The sequence below is a fragment of the Nocardiopsis sp. TRM 82005 genome (genome assembly GCF_056312425.1).
The window spans coordinates 14,371-31,766 of record NZ_JBWDTQ010000027.1 but is presented as its reverse complement, the minus strand read 5'-3'; the positions used below and the strand labels follow the sequence as shown (position 1 = coordinate 31,766).

The 17,396-nt window shown below is 69.4% G+C and carries 17 protein-coding genes and 1 pseudogene; 12 read left to right on the top strand and 6 right to left on the bottom strand.

Translation table 11 applies throughout. The features are described from left to right. Nucleotides 1-43: 43 nt before the first annotated feature. Nucleotides 44-730 (bottom strand): Crp/Fnr family transcriptional regulator, encoded by a 687-nt coding sequence (locus AC0T5L_RS21180; RefSeq protein ID WP_476167205.1) that lies wholly within the window; start codon nucleotides 728-730, stop codon nucleotides 44-46. Between the two features lie 292 nt (nucleotides 731-1,022). Between AC0T5L_RS21180 and nth the strand changes: the two genes are divergently transcribed. The 3 genes from nth to AC0T5L_RS21165 all read left to right on the top strand — a co-directional run bounded on the left by nth (nucleotide 1,023) and on the right by AC0T5L_RS21165 (nucleotide 4,010). Next, nucleotides 1,023-1,772, top strand: a complete 750-nt coding sequence (gene nth / locus AC0T5L_RS21175) for an endonuclease III (protein WP_476167204.1) — start codon at nucleotides 1,023-1,025, stop codon at nucleotides 1,770-1,772. A 384-nt stretch (nucleotides 1,773-2,156) separates the two neighbouring features. Continuing rightward, nucleotides 2,157-2,810, top strand: coding sequence for an NUDIX hydrolase (locus AC0T5L_RS21170; RefSeq protein WP_476167203.1), 654 nt, complete (start codon nucleotides 2,157-2,159; stop codon nucleotides 2,808-2,810). A 21-nt stretch (nucleotides 2,811-2,831) separates the two neighbouring features. Beyond that, nucleotides 2,832-4,010, top strand: coding sequence for a MarP family serine protease (locus tag AC0T5L_RS21165; protein ID WP_476167202.1), 1,179 nt, complete (start codon nucleotides 2,832-2,834; stop codon nucleotides 4,008-4,010). 65 nt (nucleotides 4,011-4,075) lie between these two features. On the opposite strand, the gene AC0T5L_RS21160 is transcribed toward AC0T5L_RS21165, so the two are convergent. Both AC0T5L_RS21160 and AC0T5L_RS21155 read right to left on the bottom strand, forming a co-directional pair. Further along, nucleotides 4,076-4,621, bottom strand: coding sequence for an ATP-binding protein (locus AC0T5L_RS21160; RefSeq protein ID WP_476167201.1), 546 nt, complete (start codon nucleotides 4,619-4,621; stop codon nucleotides 4,076-4,078). Nucleotides 4,622-4,634: 13 nt separating this feature from the next. Continuing rightward, nucleotides 4,635-4,982, bottom strand: a complete 348-nt coding sequence (locus AC0T5L_RS21155; protein ID WP_159944311.1) for an STAS domain-containing protein — start codon at nucleotides 4,980-4,982, stop codon at nucleotides 4,635-4,637. 233 nt (nucleotides 4,983-5,215) lie between these two features. Here AC0T5L_RS21155 and AC0T5L_RS21150 point away from each other — a divergent pair, with 233 nt between their 5' ends. The 5 genes from AC0T5L_RS21150 to AC0T5L_RS21130 all read left to right on the top strand — a co-directional run bounded on the left by AC0T5L_RS21150 (nucleotide 5,216) and on the right by AC0T5L_RS21130 (nucleotide 9,182). Then, the gene (locus tag AC0T5L_RS21150; protein WP_476167200.1) at nucleotides 5,216-7,516 is read left to right on the top strand and encodes a DEAD/DEAH box helicase; all 2,301 of its coding nucleotides are present in this window, start codon (nucleotides 5,216-5,218) and stop codon (nucleotides 7,514-7,516) included. Between the two features lie 173 nt (nucleotides 7,517-7,689). Continuing rightward, nucleotides 7,690-7,881 carry a DUF4244 domain-containing protein gene (locus AC0T5L_RS21145; protein ID WP_476167199.1) on the top strand — a complete coding sequence of 64 codons (192 nt, stop codon included), beginning with the start codon at nucleotides 7,690-7,692 and terminating at the stop codon, nucleotides 7,879-7,881. Beyond that, nucleotides 7,859-8,215 (top strand): TadE family type IV pilus minor pilin, encoded by a 357-nt coding sequence (locus AC0T5L_RS21140; RefSeq protein ID WP_476167198.1) that lies wholly within the window; start codon nucleotides 7,859-7,861, stop codon nucleotides 8,213-8,215. The genes AC0T5L_RS21145 and AC0T5L_RS21140 overlap by 23 nt, the downstream gene beginning before the upstream one ends. Before the next feature lie 80 nt (nucleotides 8,216-8,295). After that, nucleotides 8,296-8,757, top strand: coding sequence for an Rv3654c family TadE-like protein (locus AC0T5L_RS21135; protein WP_476167197.1), 462 nt, complete (start codon nucleotides 8,296-8,298; stop codon nucleotides 8,755-8,757). Then, nucleotides 8,754-9,182, top strand: coding sequence for a hypothetical protein (locus AC0T5L_RS21130; protein WP_476167196.1), 429 nt, complete (start codon nucleotides 8,754-8,756; stop codon nucleotides 9,180-9,182). The genes AC0T5L_RS21135 and AC0T5L_RS21130 overlap by 4 nt, the downstream gene beginning before the upstream one ends. Nucleotides 9,183-9,215: 33 nt before the next feature. Here AC0T5L_RS21130 and AC0T5L_RS21125 read toward each other — a convergent pair whose 3' ends face one another. The 3 genes and pseudogenes from AC0T5L_RS21125 to AC0T5L_RS21115 all read right to left on the bottom strand — a co-directional run. Further along, nucleotides 9,216-9,923 (bottom strand): type II secretion system F family protein, encoded by a 708-nt coding sequence (locus AC0T5L_RS21125; protein WP_476167195.1) that lies wholly within the window; start codon nucleotides 9,921-9,923, stop codon nucleotides 9,216-9,218. Between the two features lie 284 nt (nucleotides 9,924-10,207). Beyond that, nucleotides 10,208-10,888 (bottom strand): type II secretion system F family protein, encoded by a 681-nt coding sequence (locus tag AC0T5L_RS21120; protein ID WP_476167194.1) that lies wholly within the window; start codon nucleotides 10,886-10,888, stop codon nucleotides 10,208-10,210. Next, nucleotides 10,873-11,190 (bottom strand): annotated as a pseudogene (locus tag AC0T5L_RS21115) (TadA family conjugal transfer-associated ATPase); the annotation flags it as partial. The gene AC0T5L_RS21120 and the pseudogene AC0T5L_RS21115, both read right to left, overlap by 16 nt. Before the next feature lie 85 nt (nucleotides 11,191-11,275). Between AC0T5L_RS21115 and AC0T5L_RS21110 the strand changes: the two are divergent. The 4 genes from AC0T5L_RS21110 (at nucleotide 11,276) to AC0T5L_RS21095 (ending at nucleotide 15,986) form a co-directional block, all read left to right on the top strand. After that, nucleotides 11,276-12,808: a recombinase family protein gene (locus AC0T5L_RS21110; RefSeq protein WP_476167193.1), complete on the top strand. Its 1,533-nt coding sequence runs from the start codon at nucleotides 11,276-11,278 to the stop codon at nucleotides 12,806-12,808. A gap of 1,854 nt (nucleotides 12,809-14,662) precedes the next feature. Further along, nucleotides 14,663-14,836 (top strand): hypothetical protein, encoded by a 174-nt coding sequence (locus AC0T5L_RS21105; RefSeq protein ID WP_476167192.1) that lies wholly within the window; start codon nucleotides 14,663-14,665, stop codon nucleotides 14,834-14,836. Further along, complete coding sequence (locus AC0T5L_RS21100; RefSeq protein ID WP_476167191.1) at nucleotides 14,836-15,054, top strand: hypothetical protein; 219 nt, start codon at nucleotides 14,836-14,838, stop codon at nucleotides 15,052-15,054. The genes AC0T5L_RS21105 and AC0T5L_RS21100 overlap by 1 nt, the downstream gene beginning before the upstream one ends. Before the next feature lie 68 nt (nucleotides 15,055-15,122). Then, a complete protein-coding gene (locus AC0T5L_RS21095; RefSeq protein ID WP_476167190.1) occupies nucleotides 15,123-15,986 on the top strand; it encodes a major capsid protein in 864 nt (287 codons plus the stop codon). Nucleotides 15,987-17,396 lie beyond the last annotated feature (1,410 nt).

The window sequence follows — 17,396 nt, the reverse complement described above, 5'->3', positions numbered from 1 at the left end:
AGCGGCCACACAGCGTTCAGGCCCGGGGCGTCCGGTGCGGTCCCTAGCGGGCGCGGCGCCGCATCCGCTCGACGTCGAGCAGGACGACGGCCTTGGCCTCGATCCTCAGCCAGCCGCGCAGGGCGAACTCGGCGAGGGCCTTGTTGACCGTCTCGCGGGAGGCGCCGACCAGCTGGGCGAGCTCCTCCTGGGTGAGGTCGTGGTGGACGTGCAGGCCGTCCTCGCCCTCCTTGCCGAACTTGTCGGCCAGCTCCAGCAGGGCCTTGGCGACACGGCCGGGAACGTCGGTGAAGACCAGGTCGGCCATCACGTCGTTGGTCCGGCGCAGACGGGCGGCCAGTGCCTTGAGCAGCTGTAGCGACACCTGCGGGCGGCTGGACAGGAACGGGCGCAGGTCGTCGTGGCCCAGTCCGGCGAGCACGGAGTCGGTGACCGCGACGGTACTAGCGGTGCGCGGGCCCGGGTCGAACAGGGACAGTTCACCGAACATCTCGCTGGGGCCGAGTACCCCGAGCAGGTTCTCACGGCCGTCCACGGCCGTGCGGGTCAGCTTCACCTTTCCGCTGAGGATGACGTACAGGCGGTCGCCCTCGTCGCCCTCGCCGAACAGGGTCTGACCGCGGCCGAGACGCACCTCGTTCACCGAGGAGCGGAGCGCGGCCGTGTCCTCCTCGTCGAGCGCCTCGAACAGAGGGGCCTTCCGCAGCACCTCATTGATCTCGTCCACCACACGTCCTCCTAAAACCTGACCGTCAACAGTGTGACGTATATCGCACCCTGGTGTGAAACCAGGGTGTTATCTCGGCTTGTCCGCCGAGAGACAACGTGCCCACAACAGCCGACGCCAGCCCCTACGATCCTAGTCGTCATCAGTTCTGTATCAGGGCCGCCCGCGCCGCGCCACCGGACATTGGTTACATACTCCCGGCATCGGTCCGAACACCGGAGGGGGCCCGGAACATCCGTGTATCCGGCCGGTGACGGCGCCCCCGCACCGTCGCCGGGGCGCCTACCCTGTGACGATGCCCCGTGACACACCAGACGCGACGGCGGAGACGGCCACTCCCACTCCCACGGGTGAGAGCCGGCTCGCGCTGGTCCGCCGCGCACGCAAGATGTACCGGCAGCTCACCGAGCTGTACCCGGACGCCCGTTGCGAACTGAACTTCACGACCCCGCTGGAACTGCTGGTCGCGACGATCCTGTCCGCGCAGTGCACGGACAAGAGGGTCAACCAGGTCACCCCCGCGCTCTTCGCCCGCTACCCCGACGCCGAGGCCTACGCCTCGGCCCGGCGGGAGGAGCTGGAGGAGATGATCCGCTCGACCGGTTTCTTCCGGGCCAAGACCAACAGCCTCATCGGACTCGGACAGGCGCTGTGTGACCGGCACGGCGGAGAGGTTCCGGAGAGCCTCGCCGACCTGGTCAAACTACCCGGTGTAGGACGAAAGACCGCAAACGTACTGCTCGGTAACGCCTTTGATGTGCCTGGTATCACCGTCGACACCCACTTTGGGCGGCTCGTCCGCCGTTTCGGGTGGACTGACGAGGAAGACCCGGTGAAGGTTGAGCACGCCGTCGGCGAGCTCTTCCCCGCCCGGGACTGGACGATGCTCTCCCACCGGGTGATCTGGCACGGACGCCGGGTCTGCCACTCCCGCAAACCAGCGTGTGGCGCCTGCGGTCTGGCCCGCCTGTGCCCCTCCTTTGGCGAGGGCCCCACGGACACCGTGACGGCCACCAAGCTGCTGAGGATGCGCTCCTTCTCCTGAACCTCCGGCGAAACGCCGTGCCCGGGAACGGCGTCCCACCGGGGCGCCGGGCCGGCGGGGCCCCGCCGGCCCGGCACCGGGAGGGACTCGCGGCGCCGGACGACCCTCGGAAAGCACGCACCGGCATTTGTACCCTGATTACGTGAGTGCGCGCACATCGGCTCCACCGCGGGCCCCTCGTCCCTCGGGGACCCGTACGACGGCGGCGATCCCGCCCACCGGCCCCGGGAAGGTCCGATCACGTGATGAATTCTTCCGGACGCGTCCCCCCACTCGGCGGCGCCCCGTGACCAGCGGGAACCCCGCGGTCCCGCGAAGCGTTGCGCACACGCGGTCCCAACCACCCACCCGATGGCGCGACGATCCTCGGAACAGGTCCCACGTATGAACCCGCTCCCGCTCTGGCTGGCCGCGCTCGCGGACGCCGCCGCGACGATGACCGTGCCGCCGCCCATGCGGCCGCCGAGGAGCGGCGGGCGCGAGTCCGCCGTCCTCATCCTCTTCGGTGAGGGTGCCCATGGACCGGACGTGCTCCTGATCCAGCGCAGCGACGGCCTGCGCAGGCACTCCGGCCAGCCCGCCTTCCCCGGCGGCCGGATCGAGCCCTCCGACGCCTCCCCCGAGGCCGCCGCGCTCCGAGAGGCCGAGGAGGAGACCGGGCTCGTCCCAGCCGGGGTCGACGTGGTCGGCCGCCTGCCCGAGCTGTACCTGAGCTTCAGTGACTTCCGGGTGGCGCCCGTCCTGGGCTGGTGGCGTGTTCCCAGCGAGGTGCGCCCCACCGACCTGGACGAGGTCGCCGCCGTCTCCCGCGTTCCGGTCGCCGACCTCGCCGAACCGGCGAACCGGGTCATGGTGCGCTACGGCGACGGTTCCCGGTGGGGTCCCGGCTTCCGGGTGGACGGCATGCTCGTGTGGGGCTTCACCGGGGCGATCATCGACAGTCTGCTCGGCCTGGGCGGCTGGGAACTTCCTTGGCGCGACGAGGGTCTCACTGACGTGTTCGAAGCCACCCCGCAGGGCCTGCGGCCCGTCGGGTAGCGCTCATTCTTGGAGGCCAATGTGCTCGACGTGATCCTGGTCGTCCTGTTGCTGCTGTTCGCGGTGACCGGTTACCGACAGGGTTTCATCGTCGGTGTCTTCAGTTTCGCGGGCTTCATCGGTGGAGGCGTCCTCGCCGCACTGACCGCCCCGGACCTCATCCAGGAGTGGGTGGCTGATCCCGGCAGACAGGCGCTGCTGGCCATCGCGGTGGTGTTCCTGTCCGCCGCGCTCGGCCAGTTCCTGTGCTCCTACCTGGGCACCCTCGTGCGCAACAGGGTCACGTGGGACTCGGCCCGGGTCCTGGACGCCGCGGGCGGCGCCGTGGTCAGCGGGCTGTCGGTGCTGCTGGTGGCCTGGTTCATCGGCAGCACGGTCGCGAACTCGGCGCTGCCGTTCGTGGCCGGCCAGGTGAAGGAATCGCGAATCCTGCAAGCGGTGGACACACTGATGCCGGAGTCCGCGCACCACGGGTTCTCCACGTTCCGTCGGATCGTGGACCAGAGCGCCTTCCCGCAAGTGTTCAGCGGCCTGGGCACCGGTGAGCTGGCCGAGGTGGAGCCGCCGGACCCGGACGTGCTCACAACGCCGGAGCTGATCGAGTCGAGCCGGAGCGTGGTCAAGGTACTGGGCACCGCGCCGTCCTGCCAGCGCCGCGTGGAGGGGACCGGGTTCGCCTACTCCGGGGATCGGATCATGACCAACGCGCACGTGGTCGCCGGGGTGAGCGAGGACCTGCGGGTGGTCACCCGGGAGGGGTACCAGCTGGACGCCACCCTGGTGCTGTTCGACGCCCAGCAGGACCTGGCCGTGCTGCACGTGCCGGACCTGGACCTGGAGCCGCTGGAGTTCACCCACGAGGCGCCGCAGGGCGGTGACGCGGTGGTGGCAGGCTTCCCGCGCAACAGCGGCTTCACGGCCGTCCCAGCGCGTGTGAGGGCCCGCCAGACGGCGCAGGGGCCGGACTTCTACCACTCGCAGCAAGTGAGCCGGGAGATCTACCAGGTGCGCGCCGTGGTGCGCCCGGGCAACTCCGGCGGCCCGCTGCTGGCGCCGGACGGCACCGTGTACGGGGTGGTGTTCGCCGCCGCCACGAACGAGCCGGAGACGGGATACGTACTCACAGCGGACGAGATCTCGGAGAACACCCAAGCGGGCATGGAGGCCACCGGAGAGGTCTCCTCCCAGACCTGCGACTGATCCGGTCCCGGAGAACACGGAAAGAGGGCGCCCTCACCGGGAAGGCGCCCTCTTTCGCGTCGGTTCTAGTTCGAACGAGGGTCGGGGGAGTGCTCCGCCGCCAGCGGCCAGCTCATCCGTACGACGGTGCCCCTGTCGCTGGGATCGATCTTCACCTCGTCGGCAAGGCCCGTGATGACCGCCAGGCCCAGCCCCGGGGAGAACCCGGAGATCCCGCCGGGGGGTGTGTCCTCACCGTCCAGGAAGAGCCCGTCGAGTATGGACGCGTCGGCGTTCTCCTCCGTGTCCTTGGCGGGGGCACGGTCGGAGACGACAACCTCGAAACGTTGTGTCGCGCTCCCGTCGGCGCGCAGGATGTGGCTCGTGGCGTCGGTGCGGGACTCCGACGCCTCAGGCCCGTTGCCGTCGATCAGTTGGAGCAGGATCGGCTGTGTCGGACAGTGCAGCTTGTGCGCCGCCACCGCCCGGGAGCACGCCTCACCGACGGCCAGTCTGATCTCGTCGATCGCAGAGGCGGCGATACCCGCCCGACGTGCCACGGTCGCGGCCATGAGCCGTGCCGTGCGCACGTGGGCGGGAAGCGCGCTGATCGTGAGCGTGATGGTTGCCATCGCTCGCTCTGGGCTACTTCGCCGAACGCTTGTCGATGGCTTCCTGCACCGAGCCGTGGATACCGAAGACCTTGGTCAGACCGGTGATCCGGAAGATCTTCAGGATGCGCTCCTGGGTGCAGACGAGATCGAGCGTCCCGTCATGGGCCCGGACGCGCTTGAGCCCGCCCACAAGCACACCGAGGCCCGTCGAGTCCAGGAACTCCACCTTCTCCATGTTGACCACGAGGTGGAAGTTGCCCTTGTTGACCAGGTCGATCAGCAGCTCGCGGAGCCGGGGCGCGGTATAGACATCGATCTCACCCTCAACGACGACGATCTCGGTGTCGCCCTCGGTGTAATGATCAAGCTTCAAGTCCACTAGTCCTCCAGCGCCGAACCGCGAAAAATCGCGAATGATCTCTGCCGGGCGTTACCCCACCAGCACGCATTCAACCACGCGTGTCGAGTGCGTCTTCCTGTGATGCACAGAAAAACCGTGACACCGCGCCACTGTTCCCTCGGATGTCACACTGAAACCGATGTCCCAGCGCCCCGCCCTCCGTCGGAGAGCGCATGCGGGCCTCGAACGTGTCCAGTGAGGAGGGGTCTCGGATGAGGCGGCCGGAGCCCGTGCTCCCCAGTGTGTGGCGTGACGATACCCGGTACCCGCAAGTGACTCACATCGAGCACGTGGCCCGCAACGGCGGGGTGGGCGGGCAATGGCCGGAATGGGCCGCGCCCCACCTGATCGAGAGGCTCGCCGACCGGGGGATCGCGAAACCGTGGTCCCATCAGGCCGAGGCCGCCGACCTCGCACGCTCGGGCCGTGATGTGATCATAGCCACGGGCACCGCCTCGGGAAAGTCGCTTGCCTTCCTCGTACCCGCGGTGGACGCGGTCGACGCAGGTGGGACCGTGCTTTACCTCTCCCCGACCAAGGCACTCGCCCAGGACCAGCTGCGGTGGATATCGGACCTGTCCCTACCGGGTGTGCGGGCAGCCGTCTACGACGGTGACACCTCGCCTGAGGAGCGCTCCTGGGTACGCGAGCACGGCAACTACGTGTTGACCAATCCGGACATGATGCATCACGGCATCCTCCCCCGCCACGGGGCGTGGTCGCGCTTCCTGCGGCGGCTGCGCTACGTGGTGATCGACGAGGCCCATCGGTACCGGGGGGTTTTCGGCTCGCACGTGGCGCAGATCCTGCGGCGGCTGCGCCGCGTCTGTGCCCGCTACCGCTCGGAGCCGGTGTTCGTGCTGGCCTCGGCCACCTCGGGCAGTCCGGCCGAGAGCGCCACCCGGTTGACGGGTGTGCCCGTCACGGCGGTCAGCGAGGACGGCTCGCCGCGTCCCGGGATGTCCGTGGCGTTGGTGGAGCCGGAGCTGACCGACCTGACCGGTGAGAACGGCGCCCCGATCCGCCGGACGGCGCCCTCCCAAGCCGCCGAGATGCTCGTCGACCTGGTGCGGGACGGGGTGCGCACACTGGTGTTCGTACGTTCCCGCCAGGGTGCGGAGGTGGTGGCGCTGACCGCCCAGCGGATGCTCTCGGAACGTGGCGACCACGCCCTGGCCGGCCGGGTGGCCGCCTATCGGGGCGGATACCTGGCCTCGGAGCGCCGGGACCTGGAGGAGGCGCTGCGCTCGGGGGAGCTCCTGGGTCTGGCCAGCACCAACGCCTTGGAGCTGGGCGTGGACATCAGCGGGCTGGACGCGGTGCTCATCGCCGGGTGGCCGGGGACGCTGGCGTCGCTGTGGCAGCAGGCGGGCCGCGCCGGCCGGCGCGGGGAGGACGCGCTGGCGGTGTTCATCGCCAGGGACGACCCGTTGGACACGTACCTGGCGCATCACCCGAAGGCCATTTTCGGCCAGTCCGTAGAGTCCGCCGTCCTTGACCCGGAAAACCCGCACATCCTGGGCCCGCATCTGTGTGCGGCCGCCCAGGAGCTGCCGATCACCAAGGACGACTTCGATCTCTTCGGAGGGACGACGGAGGAGCGGCTCGGCGAACTCGTCGAGCGTCGGCTACTGCGCAAGCGCCCACGGGGCTGGTTCTGGACCAGAAATGAACGAGCTAGTGACCTGGCCGATATTCGGGGTTCGGGTGGCCCGCCGGTCCAGATCGTCGACACCGGGAGCGGACAGCTGCTCGGAGAGGTGGACGAGCCCGCCGCCCACGGCACCGTGCACCCGGGGGCGGTGTACCTGCATCAGGGGTCCACGTACCTGGTCGACGACCTCGACCTCGACGAGGGCGTCGCCCTGGTCCGCGCCGCTGACCCGCCCTACAGCACCTGGGCGCGGGACACCACCGACATCACCGTCCGGTCGGTGCTGCGCGAGGAGGAGTGGCCGAGCGGGGCCACCGTGTACTTCGGCGCGGTGCAGGTGGTCCGGCAGGTGGTGGGATTCCTCAAGCGGGACGTGCGCACCGGCTCGGTGCTGGGGGAGCAGCCGCTGGATCTGCCCGAGCGCACCCTCGACACCCGAGCGGTGTGGTGGACACTGCCCGCCGAGGGCGAAGCGCGGCTGCGCGGGGAGGACGTGGGGCTGGCGGGCGCCGCACACGCGGCCGAGCACGCCGCGATCGGCCTGCTGCCGCTGCTGGCGACCTGCGACCGCTGGGACATCGGCGGGGTGTCCACCTCCGTGCACGGCGACACGGGCAGGCTGACGGTGTTCGTCTACGACGGGTACGAGGGCGGCGCGGGCTTCGCCGAACGCGGGTACTCGGCGGCGCGCGAGTGGCTGTCCGCGACCCGCATGGCCATCGCCGACTGCGAGTGCGAGCAGGGCTGTCCTTCCTGTATCCAGTCGCCCAAGTGCGGCACGGGCAACGAACCGCTGAGCAAGGCCGGGGCGCTGCGGCTGCTGGACGAGGTGCTCACCGAGCGGGGCGGCGGGGGCTGAGTCCGTCCACAGCCTGTGGACGACTCTCCTTCGACCCATTCGAACGTGTGTACCGAGTCGGAGCCGCGGAGTTTTCCACAGGCTGGGGACGGGGCTTTCGCCGCGGCTCCGGCCACCCGAACCTGGAAGAAGGAGGGCCGACACCCCGTCGGCCCCTGGCCGGGGAGACCGCCATGCTCGCTCTCGCACGCCCGTTCCCGCGTGAAGCCGCTGGGGACGACACCGGAATGACCACTTCCGAGTACGCCTTCTGCACGATCACCGCCGTCGCGTTCGCCGGAGTCCTCTACGCCGTCCTCACCAGCGGAGCGGTCCGGGAGGCTCTCACCAACCTCGTCGTCGATGCGCTCAGCTCGGGCTTCTGACCGCGGCGCGGTCACCGCGGAGGCGGCGATGACGCTGCCCTCCCTGCTGCTCGTCCTGGGCGTGGCCCTCGGCGCCGTCGGGGCCGCGTCGGCCCAGCTCTCCTGTGCCGACGCCGCACGTGTGGGCGCCCGGGCCCTGGCTCGGGGCGAACACCACGACCAGGTCCGCGCCCTGGCCCTGTCCGCGGCGCCCGCCGACGCGGAGGTCCACCTGTCCGAGGACGGGGGCATGGCCCGTGTCACCGTGCGGGCCGAACCCGGCCTCGGTCCCCTGACCGCGCTTTCCGTGGAGGTGGACGGCAGTGCCGCCGTACCCCTCGAACCCGGGAGCTAGGAAGCGTCCTTGGACGCTTTCACCCGTATCGGCGAAGCCGCTCTTCGCGCGCGGCCACCGAGGCGGTCTCCCCTCAGGACGTGACACGTGATTCAACCTGGCCGTGTTTCGCGGGCGTCATCGGCGCGGTGGGAGACGGCCTGGGATGCGAGAGCGAGATGGTCCACGGAACACGGCCCGACCCCATGCGCTCCGACTCCGGCTACGCCGCCGTCTGGTGGGTGGCCCTGGGCACACTGCTCTGGTTCGCCACCCTCACCGTTCTCGCTACCGCCACGGCACGGCTCGACAGGGACCGCGCCACCACCGCCGCCGATCTCGCCGCACTCGCGGCCGCCGCCCGGGCCGTCCACGGAACGGAACGAGCCTGCGCGAAGGCTCGGGACACCGCCGAGGCCAACCGGGCATCCCTCGAATCCTGTGGCCTCACCGGCTCCATCGCCGAGGTGGTGGTCTCGGTCCCCTCATCCCTCATCGACCGGCCCGTCACGGCGCGCGCCCGCGCAGGACCGGCCGCCATCTCCAACGAGGAAGTGGAATGAGCCCTGCCCCCGTCTCCACGCTGATGTGCGTCCTCATGCTGTGCGGTCCCGTCCAGTCCGGGGAAACACCGTCCCCCTGCCCCGCCTCGGCCACGCCCGCGCCGCACACCGCCGGTCCGGCGGCTCCGGAGCCGTGCGCCCTCCCCTCCGCGGTACCCGCCGACCCCCAGGCGTCCGAACCACCGCGTGAGGGCGGCCGCCGCCCGGCGGCCGCCCCGTCACCCGTCGACGCGCGGGCGGCCCACCACACGTCGGCCTCGGACCCGGCCGACACCGCGCTCCGTGTCATCGGCAGCGCCTCCACCGGGATCCTGCTGGTGCTGTGCGTCGCCGTACCGGCCCTGCGCCTGTCCGTCGGCTGGCCGCGGTTTCCCACCCCGTACGAGGGACAGCGGCGCCGCGGATCCGGACGCCGGCAACACTGATCCGAAGATCTCCGTCCTCCGCCGGGCCCGGGCTCAGCCGCCCAGAGCCCGGGACAGGAGCTCCGCGGCCATCGGGACGATCCCGACCAGCACGAACGCGGGCAGGAAGCACAGTCCCAGCGGCGCCACCACCAGCACGCCCAGCCGCTCCACCCGGGCCGTCCCCTGGGCCCGAAGAGCCCGGCGCAGGTCGCACACGTGCCGGTCCAGCAGGTCCGCGACCGGCGCCCCCGTGTCCGCTGCCCGCGCCAGGTCCTGTCCCACCGAGACCAGGGGGCCGGGAAGCAGCGGGCGTCGCCACGCCCCGGCGGGGTCCGCCCCCAGCCGCAGCTGCTCGGCGACCGCCGACAGCTCCTCTCCCAGCCGCCCCCGCGTCGCGCGGGAGACCGCCGTGAGGCAGACGGGCACCGTCGCCCCGGCGCGGATGCCCGCGGCGAGTAGACCGATCACCACGGGCAGGTCGGCGGTCACCGGAAGCCGGTCGGGGCGGGCCCGGACCCTGCGGGCACGCACCCACAGGGCCACGCACGCCCCGACCACGAGTACACCCCCGAGCGCCCCGAACAGGGCCACCGCCATGACGAGCGAGAACACTCCCGCGAGGGTCAGCCCCAGCTGCCGGATCGGCAGCTCCCTCCGGTCCGCCCCGGGGGAGGGCGGCCGCAGTCTGCGTGCCGGCCCTCCCCCCATCAGCACCCACACACCAGCGGATCCGAGCACCGCCGCAGCCGTCAGGAACACCCGCCCCCCTCTCATCCGCCCACCACAGTGGCGGAACCGTCGTTCGGCGCCGGGCTGGACCACCCGTCGCGACCTGTGGCCCGCGGAGGGGCCTGGGAGGGCCCCGCGCACCCATGCGTCCACATCCGTGTTCTGTCAGCCCGGGCCAGGGACTTCCCCGCGTTTCAGGGGCCCAGGGGCCGTCTTCGCCCGATCGGAGGACCGCGGGACCGCGGACGCCTGTCAGAGCACGGAATCCGTGTCGGAGCGCGCGGCAGGGGACCGGGAGGACGCAAAAGCACGTCCTAGGGGACGGCGGTGGCCGAGCGCACCATACGCAGGGTCCACCAGGCTCCGAGAACGTCCAGGACCACCCCCGACACCAGACATGCCAGGCCCAGCAGCGTGGTGAACAGGAACGTCAGCGGCGACCCGCCCAGGCCGGCGGACATCACCACACCGACGAGCGGCAGGCCGGCCAGCACGATCGCGGTGGTGCGCGGGCCACTGGTACGCGCGTCGGCCTCGGCGCGCTGCTCCTCCTGTTCGGTGAGGTTCTCCGCCAGCGCGTCCACCACCTCGGCCAGGCCCGCGCCGGTGTCTGCGGCCACCTCCCAGCACACCGCGAGGTAGGCCAGCGCCCACAGGTCCGGGTCGCGATCGGCACCGCGCCGCAACGACTCAGCGTCGGTCACCGCACCCAGCAGCGGACCCGCCTCGGCGGCGGAGATCCGCAGGGCCTCATCCGGCGGCTGCCCGGCGCGCAACTCGGTGGCCAGTACCCGGCACAGCACCACCACCGCGCGGCGCCGCTCGGCCCCCTCGCCGGAACGGACCACCAGCGCCCTCCACCCCGGCAGCCGGCGCGTCCGGGGCCGGGGGCGGACCAGCACGGTCTCCAACCGGTTCCGTGGACTCCCGGGGACCAGGCACAGCAGTGACAGGGCCGCGACGCAGACCACCAGCACGGTCACCATCGGCGCCACCCCCCGCCCAGCCGGGCCACCACATCCTCCGCGCCCGGGTGCTCCCGGCGGACGCCGTCGGGGCCGAAGGACACCGCGGGTACCGCACGCACCAGCCCCGCCGGGGCGCGGTGCAGCACCCTCAGCTCGGCGAGGCGGCGCACTCCGGAGTCCCGGACCAGGTGCACGACCATGACCCGTGTGGCGGCCAGCTGGCTGTGTACGGCCGCCCGGTCCAGCCCGGCCGCGCATCCCAGCGCCTCCACCCGCGCGGGCACGTCACCGGCGCCGTTGGCGTGCAGGGTGCCGGCCCCGCCCGGATGCACGGCTTAACCACACACGGCCCGAACACACGGCCCGAACGGGACACACAACTCCCGGGACCGTGTTCTGTGTGGAAGGTCCCCGATGTCAAAGCCGCTGGTCATCATCTACGTTCGTCTCTCCCGTGACTCTGACGCGTCCACGTCCGTTGAATCCCAGACCGAAGCGTGCCGCGTGTACGCGGAAGCGCGCGGATGGGAAGTCCTCTTTGTGGCGGAGGACGTGGACGTCTCCGGAGCGTCGCGTCTAGAAGACCGGGAAGGCATGGCGGAAGTTCTGGAAGCCATGCCGCGCGCGGACTACGTACTTGCGGCCAAACTAGACCGCTACGCGCGGTCCGTCCTGGAGTTCTCCCGTCTGCTTAAAGCAGGGGATGACACGGGGGCCGTCCTCGTCACGGCGGACGGGACGTTGGCCCCGGAGACATCGCGTTTGATCGTTCACGTCCTGTCCGCGTTTGCGGAGTACGAGCGCGACATGATCCGCGCGCGTGTCGCCAGTTCCAAAACACACCTTCGCCGCGTTGGCCGCTGGCTTGGTGGGGCCGCTCCCTACGGATATCGCCTCGTCCGCCGCTCCGGTGGCGCATACCTAGACCTTGACCCGGAGTCCGCCGCCGTGGTCCGCGAATGCGCACGGCGCATCCTGGACGAGGGCGCGTCACTCACAAGCCTTATGTACGACCTGAACGAGCGCGGAGTCCCGTCCCCGGCGGACCACGCACGTATCCGGGACGGCCACAAGCCGCGCGGGACCAAGTGGTCCACGTCCACGCTCCGCGACGTCATGACGTCGTTGGCCGTGCGCGGTTGGATGCTCCAAGCGGCCCCCGACGGCAAGCGCAAAGCGCGGAACTTGCTCCCCGTCCTGGACGAGGACGGAGAGCCGCGCAAGATTGGTCCGGAGCTGTTGGCCCCGGACGTCCACGAGGCCGTCACGGCCAAGTTGAGCAAGCGTTCACGCGGGCAGAGCGCGGAGCGCTCCGGGAAGTCCGTCCTACTCCGCGTCGCCACGTGCCGCGTCTGTGGGGACCTGATGTATCGCCAGCGGAGGACAGAGCGGGGAAAGGACTTCTCTCTGTACGTCTGCCGGACCGGGGCCAAACGCGGAGGACACAAGGGCAACAACATCAACGCGAACGGACTTGAGACGGCCGTGGAGACCGAATTTCTCAAGGTGCTAGGCCGCTTCGACCTGATGAAAGAGGTTCGTACCGGGGGCCGTGACGTGTCCCGGGAGTTGCGACAGACCGCCACATCCATTGACCAGCTAGCAGGGAACCTAGCGGCCCTTCCCACCGGGGGCCGCGCGGCACAGGCCGTGGTTGGCCAATTGGAAGCCCTGGAACGCAAGTACGCAGAGCTAGAGGCGGAGGACGCTGTCCCCGCTGGCGTGGAGCACGTACCTACCGGCCGCACGATCGCGGACGAGTGGACGAGGCGAGACACGGCGGGCCGGAACGCGCTACTCCGGGAGTTCGGCGTATCGGCCACCGTGTCCCCGTACGTCCCCGGGACGCCGCGACAGTTCGACCCTTCCCGCGTTCACGTAGACGTTGCGGGGCCCGCATGGTGGCGTGAAAACCCGGAGGCCGCCGCCCTAGAAGACGCCGCGTAGCTCCGGCCCCCGTCTCCGGCCCCCGGGCCCCGTTCCCTCGTTCGTAGGGAGCGGGGCCCGTCGTCATGTCCGGCCCCCTCCGGCTCCGGAGCCGGGCCGCCTCGTCCAGGTCCCGGAGGGGCCCGTCCTCGTCCACCAGGCCGCGTCCGCGCTGTCCTCGTTCGCGGTCCGCCGTCCGGAACCTGGACGCCTCCGGCGGACCGCACGGCCGGACGGGGACGGTCCCCGGCCCCGCGAATTTTCCGGACTTCCCGCGAACGCTCCGGGCCGCCGGGACACACAACCGAGGGAGAACCGTGGACGAGGAGATACCGCCCTATGCGCGCAACGGCGATAGCAACAGCGACCGAATCAGAGATTATCAACGAACTTCGCAACGCCTACGTTTCTGCCCTGGACAATGTGTCCAGACTCTACGGAGTCCAGGCCAACGAGGTTCGCAAGCGGATTGATCTACACCGCGTGGTAATGGCGGAGGCATTGGCAGAATTTCCGTTTAACTCTCGCGTCGCCGCCGCTTTCGCGGAGGAATGCACGCCGCGCCAATGCCAGCGGAAGAATTGCCGGAATGACGCAACGTTGGTTTACAAGTCCGCTCCGGGGAAGCCGGTATTCTGCTCCAGGGCTTGTAAGTCTTGGGCATCAAAGGTGGGAGAATGGGACGGCCGCAGAAAGCAGCGTGAACGCGTGCTAGTGGACGCGTGAATTATAGAGGCCGCTCCGGGTTCCGGAGCGGCCTTTTTTGTGTCTGCCATAAAGTACCGGATGCCCTCCGTTCCGTCCCCTGGACGGCCCCGCGAACCGGCCACGGCCAAGCCTCCGGCGGAGGACGAGGACGAGGACGACGCGGCGGAGTAGCCGCCCTCCGGGCCCCGGGACCGCACGGACGCGTCACGGCGGAGCGGGGCCGCTGGCGACAATGTGTAATCGGACGGTAGCCCATCAGGTGACGGCGGGCGACGAATAGTTACATGATTGGTTACGGCACGTGTCGGAGCGGGTGCCCTCTGGCTTTGTGCGCGGAGACGCGCGTGACGCCTGTGACGAAGTGCTCTAGGCCACTCTCCGGGAAACGCCCTCTGACCAGGGATGGTGACGAAGTGACGATTTGAAGATGTTTTTTGGTATCTATAAGAAAACTCTAAGGAAATACAGAAGTACCGTCCGAAACGTCACTTCGTCACCGCCTCCGTCACCGCCTCCGGCTCCGGCCCCGCGAGCGGGCCCGCCGGACCTCGTCCCCGCGAACCGGAGGCGTCCAGCACGGTCCCCGGCCCCGGCCCTCCGGGACGAGGGCACGGGACCCCCTATGCCCTCTGTGCATCCACAGAATCCACACAGACGGCCCGTTGCTCCGTTTCCGAACACGGGTAAGGGTAGATCCATAGAAGCTGTTAGAATTGATCTGAGAGCTTCTATGTAGATCGTCCAGCGGTCCGGCCCTCATGTGTCCCGCGCTTCCCGCTCCGTCCTCGTCCAGGACGACGGAGAACGGCACGGACACGGCCCCGCGAACGGCCCGCCGGACCTCGTCCGCCTCGTCCGCGAACGGCCCCCGGCCCCGGTCCGGAGTGGCCTCCGGGACGGCCCCGCGAACCTGGACGAGGGACACGGCCCCGCCATATCCCTATGCGTCCACAAAATGCCCGTGGACGCCCGAACGAGGGCCCTCCGGAGTGGGATAGGCCCCGCCGATTCTAGGCCGGGAGAATTGATTACAAGGCTTTCCCGTTCGTTATGCGGCCCCGGCCCGGCTCCGGCCTCGTCCGTGGAGGGCCCTATGAACACCGGGACACAGAACTCTGTCGGGCAGCTTTCCGCCCGGCACGTTCCCGCAACCAACGGAGTTCTCCCGTGACCATTGATCTGTATACCCGCGTTATCGACGGCCTTACCTACGCCATCCACGGAGCCGCGACCCGACGCGACCCGAAGCAGGTTCCCGGCCTGATCGCTACCCGCGACGAGTTCGCCGCCCTTTACCCGGACCTCCGGGACGCCTACGTCCCCGCCGGGGAGCGCGACTAGTGGCCGTTTCCATCGGCCAGACGGGCCGCGTGACAGCCGCAATCGAGGAAAGGCGAAACGAGCTTCCGCCGGAGCTGGAAAAGCTGGCGACGGACGGGGACCTTTCCGAGCTTAAGCGCGTCGCCTCCGCGCTCAATAAGCGGCTCGTGGATCGACAGATGAAGGACGATCCCCGCGCCCTCGTCTCCGCGATTATGAAGGCAAAGAACGGCAAGTAAGCCGCCCTATTTCTGACTTCCAGCGCACGGCATGCCCGTAGCGCTGTTTCTATTTTGGAGGTGGCCACATGGCCAACACCATTCCGGTTTCCGACGTTATTAACGCATCGCTCGGACTGATCGAAGCCGAAAGCGTTCTAGGAAACCTCGTCTACCGTGACGCGGAGGCCGGGTTTGTTGGCGGAGTAGGTGACGCCGTCCGCGTCCGCGTGCCCAACGTGATTGAAGCCCAGAACGGCAGCGGGCAGGCCACCGTATTTACTGACATCGCGGAGGGGGCCGTCTCCGTCACTCTCACGGACGAGGCCTATTCCGCCGTCAAGCTCACAGACAAAGAGCTTTCGCTCAAGCTGGAGAACTTCGGTTCCCAGGTTCTCCAGCCGCAGGCGTCCGGCGTCGCGAAGTACTGCGAAAAGGCCATTGCGGGCGTGATGAACGCCCAGGTCAACGACGCGGCGAACACGCTTACCATTGACCCGGCTAACCCGCTCGCCGCGATCGCAAAGGCGGCGGCGGAGTTCACGCGTCGCGAGCTTTCCATGGACGGCCGCGTTCTGGTCATCGGGCCGGAGATGCTGGAAGCCTTTCTGAACCTTCCCGCCCTCCAGGATGTAGGTTCCGCCGGAGCGGACGAGGCCCTTCGTGGTGGAGAGTTGACCCGGCTTATGGGTTTCTCTGTTCGCGTTTCCCCCTATACCGAGGGGGCCGTTGCTTTCACGCGGGAAGCCTTCACGCTGGCGTGCCGGGCCCCGCTTCCCCCCGAGGGAGCCGGGTACGCGGAGACGCGCGCCTACAATGGCTATTCTCTCCGTTACCTCCGTGATTTCGACATTTCCGTCCGCGCGGACGTGTCCCTCATGGCGACGTTCGTTGGGGCCGCCGTAATGGACCCCCGACGGTTCATGGCTTTCGCGGTTGCTACTGCGGCTTAGTCATCCGCGAACCTTCATAAATTGGCCCCGGGATATTCTCCCGGGGCTTTTCTGCTGTGATCCTGGAGTTCCCTTGTCTGACATTAACCGCCGTTGTATCCGTCCAGGATGCCAGCGGGAAAAGACTAATGACGGTCGCAATCCTGGACATTCTCACGCCTATTGCAGTGTCTCGTGTTTCATGGCGCATCATGCGGCCGTGGCCATTGTGCGCCGTACCAACGCGCCCTATGGGCGGGATAGGAGCCGAGACGCCCGCGCAGTGACGCACGCGTTTACCGCGTTGGACGCGCTTTCAGAGGGTGATGTCTTGGACCGCGTTGTCTATGAACAAGTCCGTGCCATTCATCACGCGTGGATTCCACGACGAACACGAACACGCAAGCCAGAGCAGCATCCGCGCGCGTGATCCGTGGCGTTTCCCCTGGTCAGGGGGTGGCGGGGGGGTCCCCGATCGACGGGGAAGCCTCCTCGGTCCGGGGTAGCGACTCTGGGTGTGTACGAGTCTGGCCTTTTCCTTGACCAGTACTGATCAGGACGAACACGCGGACCAACGCGCGCACATTACACGCGCGCACGCGTGGCACGGCCGTTCCGCTCCGCCGGAGGACGCGGCAACGTGCCGGACGCGGACGGGGCCCATGCCGGGGCCGTGTCGGTACGGTCCCGGCCCCGTGCCGCTGGCGTTACCGCCTCGTCCCGGACGCCGTTCCGGTCCCGTGCCGCTCCGCCACGTCCAGGGCGGCAACCGTGCCGGAGCATGCCGGGCCGTGCCGGGGCCCTCGTCCACCAGGCGGACGAGGGCCGGAAAGCGGCAACCCTGTGAACAGTCGTTATGCCGCTCGTTCCGGAAATTCTTGTCTCTGGCCCCCGCGCTTACCGCTCCCGTGCCGCCCTCCGGGGCCCGTTCCGGCCGTGCCGCTGGACGAGGTCCCCCGTGCCGGGCCCGTGCCGCCGTTGCCGCTGGCCTCGTTCCGCCGTTCCGGCCGTGCCGCCTCGTGTGCCGTCCCGTGCCGGGACACGGGCCGCCTCCGGGCCCAACCATGAACACCGCCACGGACGTACGCCCGTGGCCGGAGGGGGAAGCATGACCTACGTCAACGAACCGACCGTGTCCAAACCGTGCGGTCGTTGTGGCCTCGTGAAACCGCTTACGGCGTTCGCGCGTCACGCGGGGACACGGGACGGACGCCGTTACGTCTGCAAAGCATGTTCCGCCGCGAAGAACACGCGGCCCGCACGCCGTCCAGGTGGACGAGGGCCCGAACGCGCGGACGGACCTCGTCCCGCTCCGGGGCCGGTCGTGGACGTGGACCCGTGGGCCCATGCTCCGGCGGTTGGGCCGTTCACGGTGACGGTCCGCCGCGTGGAGCCGGTACCGCTATCCGTCCGGTTCCCCGCGTGCTCCCG

What these genes read in the sequence shown, in the direction of transcription:
- nth (WP_476167204.1), top strand. Translation starts at nt 1,023, where the DNA reads ATGCCCCGTGACACACCAGACGCGACGGCGGAGACGGCCACTCCCACT.
- AC0T5L_RS21170 (WP_476167203.1), top strand. Translation starts at nt 2,157, where the DNA reads ATGAACCCGCTCCCGCTCTGGCTGGCCGCGCTCGCGGACGCCGCCGCG.
- AC0T5L_RS21160 (WP_476167201.1), bottom strand. Translation starts at nt 4,621, where the DNA reads ATGGCAACCATCACGCTCACGATCAGCGCGCTTCCCGCCCACGTGCGC.
- AC0T5L_RS21150 (WP_476167200.1), top strand. Translation starts at nt 5,216, where the DNA reads ATGAGGCGGCCGGAGCCCGTGCTCCCCAGTGTGTGGCGTGACGATACC.
- AC0T5L_RS21145 (WP_476167199.1), top strand. Translation starts at nt 7,690, where the DNA reads ATGCTCGCTCTCGCACGCCCGTTCCCGCGTGAAGCCGCTGGGGACGAC.
- AC0T5L_RS21140 (WP_476167198.1), top strand. Translation starts at nt 7,859, where the DNA reads ATGCGCTCAGCTCGGGCTTCTGACCGCGGCGCGGTCACCGCGGAGGCG.
- AC0T5L_RS21130 (WP_476167196.1), top strand. Translation starts at nt 8,754, where the DNA reads ATGAGCCCTGCCCCCGTCTCCACGCTGATGTGCGTCCTCATGCTGTGC.
- AC0T5L_RS21110 (WP_476167193.1), top strand. Translation starts at nt 11,276, where the DNA reads ATGTCAAAGCCGCTGGTCATCATCTACGTTCGTCTCTCCCGTGACTCT.
- AC0T5L_RS21095 (WP_476167190.1), top strand. Translation starts at nt 15,123, where the DNA reads ATGGCCAACACCATTCCGGTTTCCGACGTTATTAACGCATCGCTCGGA.